Consider the following 14,239-nt stretch of genomic DNA (forward strand, 5'->3'; position numbering starts at 1 on the left):
TGGTAGTGGATGGCCTATGCCGTGACCTCTGCTCGTTCACGGCGAGCCCACGATGGCACCCACCAGTTGGCACGTCCAAAGAGCTGGATGAGTGCAGGAACGGCGATACCTCGAATCAGAGTTGCGTCCACCAGGATGCCAACCCCGAGGCCGGTCGCCAAGACGCGCAGATCGGTCAGGGGCGCGGATGCAAGGGAGGCAAAGGCCAGGAAGAGGATGAGCGCAGCGCTGGTGACGAGTTTGCCAGTGCGCGAGAGTCCGTTCACGACCGCTTTGCTGGTGGAGCCGGTGACGTCGTACTCCTCACGCACCCTGGTCAAGATGAAGACCTCATAGTCCATCGAGAGTCCAAAGAGGAAGGCGAAGATCGAGATCGGAATCCAGAAGGTGATCGCACCGGTCGCGGGAATGCCGAAGATGATGTGAGAGAGGTGTCCCGACTGCCAAAACCATGTGAGGATCCCAAAGGTCGCAGCCAGCGAGAAGAGGTTGACGACGACTGCCTTGATGGCCAAGATGACGCTCTTGAGGGCGCTGGAGAGCAAAAGGAAGGTCAAGATCGCGATGATCGCCAGCATGAGTGGTGTCTGACCGTAGATAGCGTGCGAGAAGTCTTGATCGTTGGGACCGAGTCCAGCAACGCCGATGATGGCGGGATCGTGGCTCGCGAGGGTGGTCACCGCGTCAACGGGTGCGAAATTGGCGGAGTTCACCGTTTCGACGTTCGGGACGGCGATGACGTCAGAGAGTCCCGATCGAGTGCCGGAGGACCCGGCGGGGAGTGCGGCACCGGTGATACCAGTCGTCCTGCGAAGGCTATCGGCGACCTGGAGCGCCTGCTTGGGCTTGGCGATCACCTCCATGGGTGTCAAAATTCCTGGGGTGTAACCGGCATGGAGCAACGAACGATAGGCGATCGCTGCCGGCGTTGAGCTCGATTGGCTTTGGGCTTGGTCTTGGCCGAGGCGGATGCCAAAGACCGGCAAGGCAAAGACGACGATGAGGCCTCCAGCGATGATCAGCGCTGGCCACGGGTGGCCGGTGACGATCTCGCCGATCTTATGCCAGGTTGGAGAGCCTTGGCGTGGGACGCGTCGGTGTGGCCAATCCAGGCGATTGCCGATCAGTGAGAGCAGGATCGGGAGCAGTGTTAAGACAACGATGATGGAGATCACCGGGATCAAGACGCCACCGATTCCGGTCGATCGAAGCAGTGGCACCGGGAGCACGATCAACGCCAGCAGGCCTACGCCAACGGTGACACCTGAGAGCGCGACCGATCGACCGGCGGTGGCCATGGACGTGAGGATCGCTGCTTCATTGTCGAGCCCCCGGCTCCGTTCCTCGCGCCAGCGGGTGACAATCAACAGTGAGTAGTCGATGGCGATACCCAGCCCGATGAGCGAGACTAAGAACTCAACGACGAAGGAGACCGAGGTGGCATAACTCAGTGCAAGCAAGATCAAGAAGGTAGCCAGGATGGAGACCGACGCGATCACTAATGGGATGATAGCGAGCACCGATGCAAAGACGAATGCGAGAATCAGGAGTGCACCGACACCGGCCACGATCGTCTCGGCCAGGACGCCGAGCCCAGAGCTCTTGCCAGCAGCGGCGAGCTGTGACTCGCCGGTCAGCGTGACTCTTAGGTTGGGGAGTGATCGATGCAGGCTCGCGGTGATCGCATTCGGCACATTGGATGGTGCCAACGAGGTGGGTGGGCCGGTGAAGAGATAGACCGCCTCGTGTCCTGCGTGCAGTAGGCCGAGATTGGGAGCGTTGAACGAGTCGACGAAGCGGATGCTTGGATATTGGCGGGCCGTGGCCGAGAGCGCATTCGCGACGGTAGCAGCGTTGGCTGAATCGACCCCAGAGATCGCCACGATGGCGGGTGCGTTCTGACCGCCATTGCCGAAGTGGCGCAGGATTTTTTGGGATGCGACATAGGCGGGCTGCCCAGGGGTCGCGAAGTTGTAGCTGAGTCGGTTGACGACCTTCCCGGCGGCAAAGCCTCCGAAGAGGAAAACGATGACCCACAGCACGATCACGCTACGGCGATGGGCCAAAACCTGGCGACCAGTCCGACTAAAGAAATTGTTCGGGATCGAATTATTCATATCTGACTAATATAGCGGTGTGGATGAGCTATTAATGTACGTGCAATGAACATTGCCAAGAACGAGGAGCTACGACCCTTTGGGGAAAGTGTTGCGTTCATGCTCTCCATCCTTGGGGCCATGGAGACCCGAAGTTTTGGCGCGCTCATGGCATCGCTCGGGCTCGAACCGAGAAGTTTTGGTGTGCTGCGCGCGCTGGCGGACATTGGTCCAGTTACCCAGCATCACCTCGCGACGGCCGCCCATGTGCCAACGAGCTCCATGGTGGCTCTACTCGACGATCTTGAGGCTCAAGACCTGATCAGTCGCCACCCACACCCCGAAGATCGTCGAGCTCACCGGGTGTCACTCACGCAACAGGGGCGCCACGTCATCGAGGAAGCGACCGCGCTGGCATGGAGTCATGAGGAGGCGATCACCCAACAGCTCACGCCCCTTGAGCGTCGCGCGTTGCTCGATGCGCTCTCGAAGGTCTATGCCAAGCTCAGCGGCGATCACTGATCGCTGTGCTCGTCGGTTGAGCGCCCAGAAGCTAGCGGTTCACGTCACGGCTTAGCGCCCACCGCTGGCCTTGATAGGCAAGCATTCTGGGCGCTAAGCTCGTCAACGAGGCGACCGCGAGCGATTGGGGGGTACGTTTGGTGAAGTTCCTACACACGGGGGACTGGCAGATCGGCGAGACCTTCCAGTTTCTGGGTGAGCGATCGCTCTATCTCAAGGATGCACGGGTGAGCGCCGTCCGACGGATTGCAGAACTCGCCGTGCGGGAGGCGGTCGATTTCGTTGTCGTTGCTGGTGACGTCTTTGAGTTCTCGCGCCCCGATCGCGTCTCGCTACGGCGTCTTGTGGATGCGATGCGTCCGTATCCAGGACCCTGGCTCCTGCTCCCCGGCAACCATGACCCAGCCACACCCCATGGTCTCTGGGACCAGATTCGCGAGCGTTCGATCTTTGGGTCCGAGGTGGTCTTTATGACCACGACGACTCCTATCGTTTTGGAGCGTTCCAAGACCGTCGTGCTACCAGCTCCGCTGCAAGCTCGCTATGCCGGCCGTGATCTGACTGAGGGTTTTGATACCGAGATCAGTCCACCAGGTTATTACCGTATCGGCGTCGCCCACGGCGCGGTGATGGGCATCTTGCCCGAAGCCGCAGAAGCCAACAACCCGATTGCGGCTGATCGAGCCGAACGTGCACGACTCGATTATCTCGCGCTCGGCGATTGGCACGGGTTCTATCGGGTAAATGAGCGCACGTACTACGCCGGAACCCCGGAGACGGATCGCTTCCGAGCTAACGACTCTGGGTCAGTCGCCATCGTGACCATTGCCGAACCGGGGGCAACACCGGTCGTTACCCAACATCGCATTGGTGAGTTCACCTGGCATGAATGCAGCTTCAACGTAGGGAGCCAGCTCGATCTCGATGGACTCGAAGGTGAGCTTGCGAGCTTTGGCGACACAGACGTCGTCAAGGTTTCGTTGACGGGCTATGTCGATCTGGAGGGCCTTGGCGTGTTGAACCGGTTGGAGGAGGAGCTTCGCGCACGTGTCACGGTACTCGACTGGAACGGCGATGGAGTCGAGGTTGCACCAGCCGATGGAGAGCTGGCCTCGCTCGCACTCCAAGGAGTCGGAGGGCTCATGTTGGAGCGCCTGTTCGCACTGCGGAGCACGCTTGAGCCTGGAGTCTTTCGCCGTGGCGTCATCGAGCTGTTGTCACTCGACGAGGAGGGATAAATGCGACTTATTAGGGTAGAGCTCGAGCGAGTGCGACGCTTTATCAACCCGCTAGCGCTCGGTGATTTTGGCGAGGGTATCAACCTGATCTATGGGCCAAACGAGACCGGCAAGAGCACCGTGCAGGCGGCGATCGGGGCGGCATTCCTCGAGAAGTACAGCGCCCTGGCCCCACAACAGGACTTGGCTCCAAGAGATCAGCCGGATGCGCGGCCGAGAGTGCGGGTGACCTTCTCACACGATGGCGAGACCTACGAGCTTACCAAGGAGTTTTATCGCCGTGGCGGCACCTGCGTGCTGAGACAAGGATCGACGACGCTGACCGGCGAGGAGGCCGTCACTCGCCTGGTCGACCTCTTTCGCTTTGAGGCGCCGTCGAGTCGGCTCATCAGCGAGGCACAGCTTGGCCTGCCAGGAGTCTTCTGGGTGCCACAGGGCAACGCCTTAGGTGTCGAAGCCGCACTCAGCCATGCTCGGGGATACCTGGTGCGTGAGATCGGTGACGAGATTGGCTCGGCACGCGAGACGGCCGCCGATGAGGTGATCGATCGACTGCGTGATCGGCTGGCAGAGGTCGTGACGCCGACGGGTCGTGGGGGTGCGCTCGCTCAGGCACAGCGCGATCTTGCCCAACGTGAGGCTGAGCTTGTTGACCTCGAACAGCGGCGTCAGGCCTCGCAGGATCTGCGAGATGAGCTCGAGCACATCGAGTCTGATTTGGCTAACCTGGAGTCCCAACAGGTGGATACCCATCTCAACGAAGAGATCGCGAAGACGGAGCGACGCCTTGGGGAGTTCCGCTCTGCCTTCGAGGCTCGGCGCCAGGCCGAGTTTGAACTTGCGAGAGTTGAGGATCGCATCAACGATCTTAAGGAGCAGGTTGATCGTCTTGAACACGCGCTGGCTCAGCTCGACCTGAAGCAGTCCGAACTCGAGTGCACCCAAGAGGCATTGGCCGAGTGTGAGGTCGAGCTGACCCACCACCGGCGAGTGCTCGTGGGCCTCAACGCCAAAGCTAAGGCGTTCGAGACCCTTCAGGGAATGGTGCGCCTTGAGCGAGAGCACGCTAGTAACGTCGAGAGCCTCGAACGCATCCTGGCCCAGGAGAGCGAACTTCGTGCCAGGTTGAACGACGTTGCCGAGCTCAACGGGCAGATCGAACACCTCAAGGAACAGCTGAGCGCTGCCGAGGTCCCAAGTGATGAGATCGTCGCCGAGCTGACCGAACTCACCGAGCGCCGTCGAGATCTCCAAAGCCAGCTCCAATCGGCAAGCACACAGGTCATCGTCGAGATCGAGGAGGCCGGTCGCCTTCATATTGATGGCGAGGCACAGCTCTCGTCGGGTAGTCGATTGCTCGAAGATGAGATGACACTTGAATTTCCAGGGGTAGCGCGCATCTCGCTCATCCCCCAACAGCGTACCTCGACCCTGCGTTTGGCGCTCAACGAAGCCGAGGCCGAACTAGACCATCGGTTAGCAGCGCTTGGTGTTGCCGACCTTGAAGAGCTTCGGCGTCGCGAGCGTGATAGCTATGAGCTCGGTACCGAGCTCGAGAGTCGTAGACGTGAGCTGGCACGACTCGTCGGCGACGGCGACGGACCAGAGGCCGAACTAGTCGAGCTGACCCGTCAACGGGCGGCGTTAGCGGAGCGCCAAGCTGTGCTTGTCTCCGAGAGGCTGCTGCTTGCTCAGGAACTCGAACAGGCCCCAGAGGCTGCCAAGTTGTCTCACGAGCAGGCCGAACAACTCCCGAGCGAGATCGCCTCGAATGAGGCGATCATCGCGAAACTCGAAGAGGAGCGGCGACGCCTTGACAGCGTCAGACTCGCAGCCCAAGAGGCACGACGTTGGCTGATGGAGTCCATTGACCTTGATGGCGGTGCGCAAGGCATCGAGGAGCGTCGCCGTGCGTTGGACGAGCTCGAGAGCGACCGGCAACGTCATCGAACGACACTTGCGGAGATAGCGGCGAGTATGGGTGGTGACGATCTCACAACCATCGAAGCCCACATCGAGGAGCTCCGAGCGCGCCTTGCACGCCATCTCGATGAGCTTCGCCATGTGCGTGAGCGCCGCGGTGAACTCATCGGCCAGATCAGGGGTGATGCCTTCTCTGAGGAGGAGTACGCGGCCCAACGGCTCGCCCGTGATCGTGCAAAGACCCTGGTGGATGCCCTCCAAGAGCGCAGCCAGGCCTTGAAAACACTCATCGATATAGCCGAAGGTATCGTCGCTCACGTCCAAGAGGAGTTGACGAGACCGTTAAAGGACCGGCTGGCCTCCTATGCCAACCAGCTCTTTGCTATCCCAGCCATCGCAGCCGATGCTGCGAGCGTGGAGCTTGATGAGACCTTCACCCCGCGAAGACTCGAACGTGCAGGTGTCCTAGAGCCGGTTGCACAACTTTCGTTTGGGACCAGGGAGCAGATGGCCCTCTTGACGCGTCTCGGGGTCGCTGACCTCATGGCTGATCGTGGCGTCCCCGTCTTCTTGATGCTCGACGATGCCATGCTCAATGCCGATGGTGTCCGTCTTGATCGGCTCAAGACCATCCTCATGACGGCGGCGAGACGCTACCAGATCATCATCTTCACCTGTCGACCTGAGCTGTTCTCGGACCTGGTCGTGTCGGCGACGATCGACCTGATGGAGGCTACTCGACGCTCCTGAGGTAAACGATTACCCCATCGTCGGTGCCCATACGTTGAAAGCCATTGTGCGCTAAGACGTGTTGGGAGGCCTGGTTGGTCGGCTCGGTGGTGGCGCGAACGACCGCCACCTCGGGAGCTGCGATGCACAGTTGAACCAAGAGGGCGACGGCCAACGAGGCGTAACCGCGCCCTCGCTGGGACCCGACGATGCCATACCCTATCTCGACGGTCTCGTTGACGGGCATGCCATGGAAGCCGGCGCCCCCTACGAGGAGGCCTGACGCCAGACTGACGTGGTAGTGGCACCATGGCTGGATCTCGGCGTGATTGACGCTGCCATGGGCAACAAAGCGATCGCCATCCGATGGATAATCGCTGGCCCAGTGGGCAAGCCGGCGGCCATCAATGATGGCGCGACATTCGTCGATGTCGAGCGGCGTTAGATGGATCGTCGGCGTGGTGAGCGCCAACCCAAGCGGACGCATCACGTCAACCGCCAGGTCGAGGGGGTTGGTCAATGGGTCAATCACTTAAAGGTGAGGATGGTGATGGTCCCGAGCAGGAAGAGTCCGCTACCAACGACGTAGAGCAACGCCTTGGTCACACTGCGCTTGAACGGCTTCTTGACGTAGTCGTCGATGATGGTGCGCAGACCGTTACCACCGTGGAGAAGCCCCAACACCAAGAGCCACCAGTCAAAGAGCTTCCACCAAGGATTTTCCCATCGCTTGGCGACAAAACTCACCGTGGTGTGGGTGACGTCGTTCTCGATGTGCATGATGTACATGTGGATCAGCGCCAGGAAGAAGAGGATGATCCCGGAGATCCGCATGAAGAACCATGCCCATGTCTCAAAGTTCTGGCGTGAGCTTCGCTGCCCCCGCCCCTGTCCTCGCGTCAATGCGGCAGCCATCAGTGTGCTCCTAGAAAGAACGGCTTGACGATGAACCAACCACCGATGATGGTCAACACGATCGCAAGCGACAACATGAAGTTAAACACGCCCTTTTCGTTCTTGATGACACCGGGCCAGAAGTCGATCATGATCACTCGGAGCCCGTTGAGCGCGTGAAAAAGCAGCGCGAACAACAGACCAACCTCGAAGAGTCGCAGGAGAATGTTCCCATAGAGTTGGTGGATCGCGTTGTAGACATGGGGGTCGTTCAGTGTCGAGACGTCCACGATGTGCAACAACAGGAACAAAAACACCAAGAAGCCAGTGACGCGGTGCAAGACGAAGGCCCACTGGCCACTCTTGCCCTTATAGACCGTTGCTCCTTTGCTCACCGGACCCTCCTCACCCAGCGATTCCCCCACATGGTGGTGGAGAAAACATAGACTGCAAACCCAACGATGCCAAGGGCGATGACCCCTAGCGCTGTCGCAAAGATAATTTGTGCCGTACTCACAAGGGCTACGCTAGCAAGAAATCAGTCGTCGTCAGAAATCGGCGCCGAAGATTTCTAGGATTTTGCGATTGTGGTGCCACGAAAGTACGGGGCGAGGACGTCGGCGAGGACGACACTGCCATCCGGCTGACGGTTCACCTCGAGGATGGCGGCGATCACCCTTGGCCATGCGAGCGCCGATCCGTTGACGGTGTAGACGTAGTTGACGTCGCCGGTGCTCGTACGATAACGGATGTTCGCGCGACGAGCCTGGTAGTCGGTGAACAGGCTGACCGAGCTCACCTCGAGCCACTTGTCGGTGCCGGGAGAATAGACCTCGAGGTCGAAGGTGCGTGCCGATGACTGACCGAGATCGCCGGTGCACAGATCGAGGACACGGTAGGTGAGACCGAGTCCTTGCAGTAGCAGCTCCGCCTGGCGGAGGACCTCCAAGAAGACCTCGTGCCCCTGGTCTGGCGTGCAGTAGGCGAGCAGCTCTACCTTGTCGAACTCATGGAGGCGCAGTAGTCCTCTGGTGTCGCGGCCGGCGGCTCCGGCCTCCCGACGAAAACACGGGGTGTAAGCGGTAAAACGCAGTGGGAACTCGGCCTCATCGAGGATCTCGTTGCGCCCGAGTGATGTGAGCGGCACCTCGGCTGTAGGGATGAGGTAGAGGTCATCGCGTTCCACGGCGTAGGCCTCGTCGGCAAACTTGGGGAGGTGCCCGGTGGCCTGCATGGTCTCGCGCTTGACCAGGGTTGGTGGGTGAATCTCCTCAAACGTCTCGGTGTGGGTGTCAAGGGCGAGGCTGGTCAGCGAGCGCAGCAGCCGCGCACCCGGACCGCGAAACATGGAAAACATCGCCCCGGAGATCTTCGTCGCCCGCTCGAAGTCGAGGATACCAAGGCTGGCGCCGGTCTCCCAGTGAGGGACCCGCTGGTAGTCCTCGAACGTGGGGAGCTCGAAATCGTCAACGCCGCAATGGCCACCGGCCGGAGACCAGTAGCGCACGATGCGGTTGTCACGTTCATCCTCCCCGATCGGTGCCTCTTTGGCGGGGAGATTCGGGGTGACCAGCCAGATGGCGTCGCGGGCTTCGGAGAGGGCCTTCGCCTTTGTCTCGAGCTCCTTGACGCGCTCACCGAGTGAACGAGACTCCTCTTGAGCATGGTTGGCCTCATCGATCTGGCCAGCTCGGCGGAGCTCACCGACGGTCTTTGAGAGCTGGTTGATCCTGGCTCGAGCCCCATCGCGTTCCGAGAGCGCCTGGCGCAGTTCGGTGTCGAGTCCCAAGAGCTCCTTGACCAGCTCGGCGGGTACGTTGCGGGTCCCGAGAAGCTTGGTGACGTGCTCGGGGTTCTCTCGAAGAATTCGCAGATCGATCATAGACTCTCTAGGCTAGTACCGATATGAACGATGCAATCGAGGTGAATGAGCTCACCGTCACCTACGGCGATGCCGTCGCGGTCGATCGGCTGTCGCTGGTGGTGGGCTTTGGCGAGGTGCTTGGCCTGCTGGGACCCAACGGTGCCGGTAAGACCTCGACGCTCGAGACGATCGAGGGCTATCGCCGCCCCAGCGGTGGGACCGTCCGGGTGTTGGGTATTGACCCGGCAGCCAAGCAAGCCCAACTCGCCCGGCAGATGGGTGTCATGCTCCAGGAGGGTGGTATCCCCTCACGGATGACGACCAAGGCGGCGCTGGCGCTCTATGCCAAGTTTTATGATGACCCAGAGCCCATCGATACGCTTGTTGAGCGCCTTGACCTGCATCGGGTGCTCAAAACCCCCTATCGCAGGCTATCAGGGGGCGAGAAGCAGCGGCTGTCGCTGGCGTTGGCGTTGATCGGCCGCCCTCGCGTTCTGCTGCTCGATGAACCGACGGCCGGCGTCGATCCCGAAGGCAAGGCAGCTATCAGGGAGCTCATCGCCGAGCTGCGGGCCTCGTCGGTGGCGATTTTGATGACGGGACACGAACTCGAAGAGATCGATCGAATGGTCGATCGGGTGTTGGTGATCGACCGAGGGACACAGCGAGCCCTCGGCTCCCCAGCGGAGCTTCGCCAGCGTTTTGGGGGTGAGGGGATCGAGTTCTCTGCTAAAGGTGCGTTCGATCTCGCCCAGCTCGCGAGCCGGCTCGGTGTCGCCGTGCGGGCCGTTCGTCCTGACCGATACCGCGTCGAGGCAGAGGCCACCACCGAGCTGCTTGGACGACTGGTTGAGGTGCTTGGCGAGTTGGGAATCGAGGCCAACGAGGTTGCCACGGTGACCGCTTCGCTGGAGGAGATCTACCTGTCGTTGATCGGATCAGCTACCCAAACCGAGGCTAATGACCCGCAGGTAGCCTCTCGAGGGCACGCAAACTCACCGCCGCCATCGGCGACCCAGGGTGTGGTGTCAAAGGCTGGTGGATCCGGTGCCAATGGCCTAGAGCCAACGTCAAGGAAGGATGATCATGGCTAAACCGATGCTCGCGCAAGCCGCCTCTGAGGTCAAGATGACCTTACAACAGGGTGAGGCTGCCCTGTTGACGCTGGTGATTCCCGTCCTTGGGCTCCTCGTGTTTGGTTCGGTGAAGTTTTTGCCCGTTCCAGCCGGGGTGCCCAGCCGGGTGAACTTCATCTTGGCTGGCGCGATCGCCTTTGGCATCATGGCCTCGGGTATGGTCTCACAGTCCATCACGGTTGCCTTTGACCGCAACTACGGCGTGCTCAAGCGCCTTGGCGTGACGCCACTTGGTCGTCGGGGGATCATCGGGGCCAAACTCGCCCAGGTGGTGGTCCTCGAGATCATCCAACTCATCGTCTTGGTGGTGATTGGATCGCTCATGGGTTATCACCCCGAGGGCAACCCACTGATCTTCATCCTCGGTTGGTTGCTTGCCACCTCAGCGTTTACCGGTCTTGGGCTCCTGATCGGGGGGACGCTCAAAGCCGAGCTTGTCCTCGGCCTCTCGACGCTGTTGTGGCTGGTGCTACTTGGGCTTGGATCAATGGCGGTACCCTTGACGAGCCTTCCGGGATGGCTGGCCCACATCGCTGAGTTTTTGCCGGCGGCTGGCGCTGCCGAACTCATCCTTCATGGCCTTGCGGCATCTGGTCCGGTGCCGTTGTGGGCCGTCATCAACCTCGTGGTGTGGGGTATTGGTGCACCGCTCGTCGCCGTACGGCTCTTTCGATGGAGCTGATGAGACCCACGTGGCCATCGATTGCGCGAAGCGATCGTGGTGACGGTAGCATGAATTACCAATGAAGCAAAGCCTGCAACGACTGCAGCGGTCGGTTACCGTTTCACCGGCGCTGTTTCGTCGAATATCGTATGCCACGTTGATCTTTTGTGCGGTGATCATCGTGACTGGTGGCATCGTGCGGCTCACGCAGTCGGGTCTTGGCTGTCCGACCTGGCCAGATTGCACGACCGGTCACTTCACTGCGTCGTTTAACTACCATCCGATGATCGAGTTCGTGAACAGAGTCGTCACCTTCTTTGCGGCTCTCGGGATGAGCTTGACGGCGGTCTTTGCGTTCTTTCGCAAGCCTTTTCGCAAAGACATCATGTGGCTCTCTGTCGGATTGTTGCTCGAGGTTGTCGCCGAGAGCGTGCTTGGTGGCATCACTGTTCTCGAGAAGTTGGCGCCCCCCTTCGTCATGGCGCACTTTGTCCTCGCGATCATCGTGTTGTGGAACTCGTTGGTCCTCTACAAGCACGCCATCTCAGCCGCTGGTAAAGCCAAGCCGGTCGTTGGACAGGAGGTCGTCTGGCTCGGCCGGTTGATGTTTTTGAACCTCGGTGCGGTGATCATCGTTGGTACCGCGGTGGCCGGGACCGGCCCCTACTCGGGATCTCCGATCTCGAGTCGCTTACCGTTCAACCTGCGTCAGGTCGCATACCTGCATGCTGATTTCGCCATCATCCTGGTCGCGTTGATATTGGCCAATCTCTTTCTGTTGCACCAGGCTCGCGCCCCTGAGGTCGTGCAGCGACGAGCCCGTATATTGCTGTGGATGGGAGCCATTCAGGCGATCATCGGCTACACCACGTACTTCTCCGGCCTCCCGGCCGTGCTGATTGGGATCCATATTGCTGGCGCAACGTTGACTTGGATCGCGATGACCTGGTATTACCTATCGCTCTTCCATGTCTCCCGCGAGGCCCGTGGTGAGGCGGGCAAGCGAGTTGCACAACCGAGTTCTCTCTCGGGTCCATCGTATGCCTCGTAGTACACCGATAGAATCGGGTATGGGAGGTCTGCATTCGATTGCCAACAGCACCATTACTGTCACCAACTGAAGAGCAACAAGAAGCGACACGGACCGAGGAGAGCTGGGTGACCATCCTCTGGGACGATCCGGTCAACCTTATCCCGTATGTGATTTACGTGCTCCAGACGCTCTTTGCCTTCTCGAAGGTCAAGGCGACGGAGTTGACGATGCAGGTCCATCGTGACGGAAAGGCGATCGTTGCAGCGGGCGCTCGTGAAGACATGGAGAACAACGTTGCAAGCCTTCATCGCTATGGTCTTTGGGCGACGGTGGGTAGGGCGTGAAAGAGCCATTCTCAAGAGAGGGTGACACCGTCGTCATCTCGCTTGCCGAGCCCCAACGTGATGTCACCAAACAGTCGATGTTGTTGGTTGCACAGATCGCTGCCGCAGGGGGTCAGGAGGCCTGGCGGCTTTCACCCCCGATGTATGATGACCCACTGCTCGAGGCTGAAGAGGCGGTGAAGGGCGGTGGAAGCGGTGTGGGAGATATTGTCACCCGGTTACGCATTGGCGAAGGCATGCTCGACGAGCCGACGCTGAGTCTGCGCGAATCTGATGAACTCGCCACCCTCTTGAACTACTGCCGGCTGGTACTCTCCGAGGCCCAGACCTCGATCAGCGAGGCCAATCTCACGCCGAAGTTCGCGGAGGACCTCTACAACTTCTTGGGCTATTTGCTCAGCTCCTTGCTGGAGGCCCTCTCAAGCGGCCTCGACTAGCGTAGCACTTACAACAACCAGGCTTTGTGGGAGTGCTCACTGAGTCGATGACCAACGAGCCAATAGCCACTGCGCCAGTGTTAACTCGCCTATGCTGCCTACCCTCAAAGTCATCGGTGGCCCGGTGCGGTAACGGGGAGCGCCCGGTCTGGGTGCCATCGATTGCGTACCGTCCGATCGCGTCAATGAGGTGACAAGGTATCGAGTTTGCCCAACCAGACGCGCACCGAGTCCAGCCAGCGAGTCACTTCTGGTGATGAGCCATGTAGGACTGTGCGGTTGGATTCGATGCTGGAAGGATCGTTGGACCGTCACATGGTAATGATAAGTTTGCCAGTCGTCGCTCTACTGGCAAGATCTTGTTGGGCTTGTGCCAGTGCGTCGAGAGGGTAGCGACCACCGATATCGATGGTCAAAACACCGGAGGCGATGTCGGCAAAAAGCGTGGTGGCGCGTGCAAGCAGCTCCTCACGAGTCGCAATGTAGTGCACTAACGACGGTCGGGTGACGTAGATCGAACCAGCCGCGTTGAGTCGTTGGAGATCAAAGGGTGGAACTTGGCCACTGGCTGCACCATAGAGCACCAACATTCCACGCGGTCGCAGCGAGGCGAGGCTAGCATCAAAGGTCGTCTTCCCAACCCCGTCGTAGACCACGGATGCGCCACCGAGTTGGTGGGCAACGTCTTCGAAGTGGTCGTAGTCGACCGAATAGGTTGCACCGTTGTTGGTGGCTCGTTCAGCCTTCTCGGGCGTCGAGCTGGTGGCGATGACGGTCCCATGATGCTTGTGAGTTGCCAACTGGACCAACAGTGAGCCGACCCCTCCTGCGGCAGCATGCACGATTGCGACCTGACCTTCCTTGAGAGGAAAGCAGCTTTCGGTCAAGAACTGGGCGGTCATGCCCTGGAGCATGGCCGCAGCTGCGAGATCGAAGGAGATATCGTTGGGTAGTTTCACGGCTCGTTGGGCTGGCACCACCGCATGTTCGGCAAAGCTGCCCATGACGTTGGTGTAGGCAACACGATCACCGACGACGAACTCGGTCACCCCTTCACCGATGTCGATCACCTCTCCGGCACCCTCGTTGCCGAGGACGACGGGTAGCTGTTGGGGATAGACCCCTTCACGGTGATAAATGTCGATGAAGTTCACCCCGGCCGCGCGCATTCTCAGTTTGATATCACCTGGGCCAGGGTGGACATCGGCAATATCGGTGAACAGGAGTTTTTCGGGACCTCCGTGAGACTCGACGACGACTGCCTTCATAATGACCTCCAGTTGGTAGGGTGAGTAGCTAGGTGCTAGTGGCTCGCGGTCGTGACTGGCCCAATCCAGTCTGATCCAATCCAGTCTGACC

At 60.0% G+C, this 14,239-nt stretch carries 14 protein-coding genes; 8 read left to right on the forward strand and 6 right to left on the reverse strand.

Annotated elements, in window-relative coordinates; translation table 11 throughout:
• Positions 1 to 14 precede the first annotated feature (14 nt).
• Positions 15 to 2,117 carry an MMPL family transporter gene (locus tag MP439_04590; protein MCI2975338.1) on the reverse strand — a complete coding sequence of 701 codons (2,103 nt, stop codon included), beginning with the start codon at positions 2,115 to 2,117 and terminating at the stop codon, positions 15 to 17.
• 45 nt (positions 2,118 to 2,162) lie between these two features.
• Between MP439_04590 and MP439_04595 the strand changes: the two genes are divergently transcribed.
• From MP439_04595 to MP439_04605, 3 genes are all read left to right on the forward strand, one after another.
• Positions 2,163 to 2,618 carry a MarR family transcriptional regulator gene (locus tag MP439_04595; protein ID MCI2975339.1) on the forward strand — a complete coding sequence of 152 codons (456 nt, stop codon included), beginning with the start codon at positions 2,163 to 2,165 and terminating at the stop codon, positions 2,616 to 2,618.
• Positions 2,619 to 2,758: 140 nt separating this feature from the next.
• On the forward strand, positions 2,759 to 3,856 hold the full coding sequence (locus MP439_04600; GenBank protein ID MCI2975340.1) for a DNA repair exonuclease: 1,098 nt from the start codon (positions 2,759 to 2,761) through the stop codon (positions 3,854 to 3,856).
• Positions 3,857 to 6,529, forward strand: coding sequence for an SMC family ATPase (locus tag MP439_04605; GenBank protein ID MCI2975341.1), 2,673 nt, complete (start codon positions 3,857 to 3,859; stop codon positions 6,527 to 6,529).
• On the opposite strand, the gene MP439_04610 is transcribed toward MP439_04605, so the two are convergent.
• From MP439_04610 to serS, 4 genes are all read right to left on the reverse strand, one after another.
• Positions 6,513 to 7,028: a GNAT family N-acetyltransferase gene (locus MP439_04610; GenBank protein MCI2975342.1), complete on the reverse strand. Its 516-nt coding sequence runs from the start codon at positions 7,026 to 7,028 to the stop codon at positions 6,513 to 6,515. The two genes, MP439_04605 and MP439_04610, sit on opposite strands and share 17 nt — an antisense overlap.
• A gap of 8 nt (positions 7,029 to 7,036) precedes the next feature.
• A complete protein-coding gene (sdhD, locus tag MP439_04615; protein ID MCI2975343.1) occupies positions 7,037 to 7,423 on the reverse strand; it encodes a succinate dehydrogenase, hydrophobic membrane anchor protein in 387 nt (128 codons plus the stop codon).
• Positions 7,423 to 7,797 (reverse strand): succinate dehydrogenase, cytochrome b556 subunit, encoded by a 375-nt coding sequence (gene sdhC / locus MP439_04620; protein ID MCI2975344.1) that lies wholly within the window; start codon positions 7,795 to 7,797, stop codon positions 7,423 to 7,425. Before sdhC ends, sdhD begins: the two co-directional genes overlap by 1 nt.
• Before the next feature lie 176 nt (positions 7,798 to 7,973).
• Positions 7,974 to 9,284 carry a serine--tRNA ligase gene (serS, locus tag MP439_04625; GenBank protein ID MCI2975345.1) on the reverse strand — a complete coding sequence of 437 codons (1,311 nt, stop codon included), beginning with the start codon at positions 9,282 to 9,284 and terminating at the stop codon, positions 7,974 to 7,976.
• A gap of 23 nt (positions 9,285 to 9,307) precedes the next feature.
• Here serS and MP439_04630 point away from each other — a divergent pair, with 23 nt between their 5' ends.
• The 5 genes from MP439_04630 to MP439_04650 all read left to right on the forward strand — a co-directional run bounded on the left by MP439_04630 (position 9,308) and on the right by MP439_04650 (position 12,880).
• The gene (locus tag MP439_04630; GenBank protein MCI2975346.1) at positions 9,308 to 10,360 is read left to right on the forward strand and encodes an ABC transporter ATP-binding protein; all 1,053 of its coding nucleotides are present in this window, start codon (positions 9,308 to 9,310) and stop codon (positions 10,358 to 10,360) included.
• Positions 10,353 to 11,084 carry an ABC transporter permease gene (locus tag MP439_04635; GenBank protein ID MCI2975347.1) on the forward strand — a complete coding sequence of 244 codons (732 nt, stop codon included), beginning with the start codon at positions 10,353 to 10,355 and terminating at the stop codon, positions 11,082 to 11,084. The genes MP439_04630 and MP439_04635 overlap by 8 nt, the downstream gene beginning before the upstream one ends.
• Before the next feature lie 61 nt (positions 11,085 to 11,145).
• Complete coding sequence (locus MP439_04640) at positions 11,146 to 12,117, forward strand: COX15/CtaA family protein (GenBank protein MCI2975348.1); 972 nt, start codon at positions 11,146 to 11,148, stop codon at positions 12,115 to 12,117.
• A gap of 107 nt (positions 12,118 to 12,224) precedes the next feature.
• Positions 12,225 to 12,443 carry an ATP-dependent Clp protease adapter ClpS gene (gene clpS, locus MP439_04645; protein ID MCI2975349.1) on the forward strand — a complete coding sequence of 73 codons (219 nt, stop codon included), beginning with the start codon at positions 12,225 to 12,227 and terminating at the stop codon, positions 12,441 to 12,443.
• Positions 12,440 to 12,880: a hypothetical protein gene (locus tag MP439_04650; GenBank protein MCI2975350.1), complete on the forward strand. Its 441-nt coding sequence runs from the start codon at positions 12,440 to 12,442 to the stop codon at positions 12,878 to 12,880. The genes clpS and MP439_04650 overlap by 4 nt, the downstream gene beginning before the upstream one ends.
• A gap of 311 nt (positions 12,881 to 13,191) precedes the next feature.
• Here the strand turns inward: MP439_04650 and MP439_04655 are convergent, their stop codons facing one another.
• Positions 13,192 to 14,148 (reverse strand): quinone oxidoreductase, encoded by a 957-nt coding sequence (locus tag MP439_04655; GenBank protein ID MCI2975351.1) that lies wholly within the window; start codon positions 14,146 to 14,148, stop codon positions 13,192 to 13,194.
• Positions 14,149 to 14,239 lie beyond the last annotated feature (91 nt).

The organism is Ferrimicrobium sp., from assembly GCA_022690815.1.
Taxonomy (GTDB): domain Bacteria; phylum Actinomycetota; class Acidimicrobiia; order Acidimicrobiales; family Acidimicrobiaceae; genus Ferrimicrobium.

What these genes read in the sequence shown, in the direction of transcription:
- MP439_04630 (MCI2975346.1), top strand. Translation starts at nt 9,308, where the DNA reads ATGAACGATGCAATCGAGGTGAATGAGCTCACCGTCACCTACGGCGAT.
- MP439_04595 (MCI2975339.1), top strand. Translation starts at nt 2,163, where the DNA reads ATGAACATTGCCAAGAACGAGGAGCTACGACCCTTTGGGGAAAGTGTT.
- MP439_04640 (MCI2975348.1), top strand. Translation starts at nt 11,146, where the DNA reads ATGAAGCAAAGCCTGCAACGACTGCAGCGGTCGGTTACCGTTTCACCG.
- MP439_04655 (MCI2975351.1), bottom strand. Translation starts at nt 14,148, where the DNA reads ATGAAGGCAGTCGTCGTCGAGTCTCACGGAGGTCCCGAAAAACTCCTG.
- serS (MCI2975345.1), bottom strand. Translation starts at nt 9,284, where the DNA reads ATGATCGATCTGCGAATTCTTCGAGAGAACCCCGAGCACGTCACCAAG.
- MP439_04590 (MCI2975338.1), bottom strand. Translation starts at nt 2,117, where the DNA reads ATGAATAATTCGATCCCGAACAATTTCTTTAGTCGGACTGGTCGCCAG.
- sdhD (MCI2975343.1), bottom strand. Translation starts at nt 7,423, where the DNA reads ATGGCTGCCGCATTGACGCGAGGACAGGGGCGGGGGCAGCGAAGCTCA.
- MP439_04635 (MCI2975347.1), top strand. Translation starts at nt 10,353, where the DNA reads ATGGCTAAACCGATGCTCGCGCAAGCCGCCTCTGAGGTCAAGATGACC.
- MP439_04605 (MCI2975341.1), top strand. Translation starts at nt 3,857, where the DNA reads ATGCGACTTATTAGGGTAGAGCTCGAGCGAGTGCGACGCTTTATCAAC.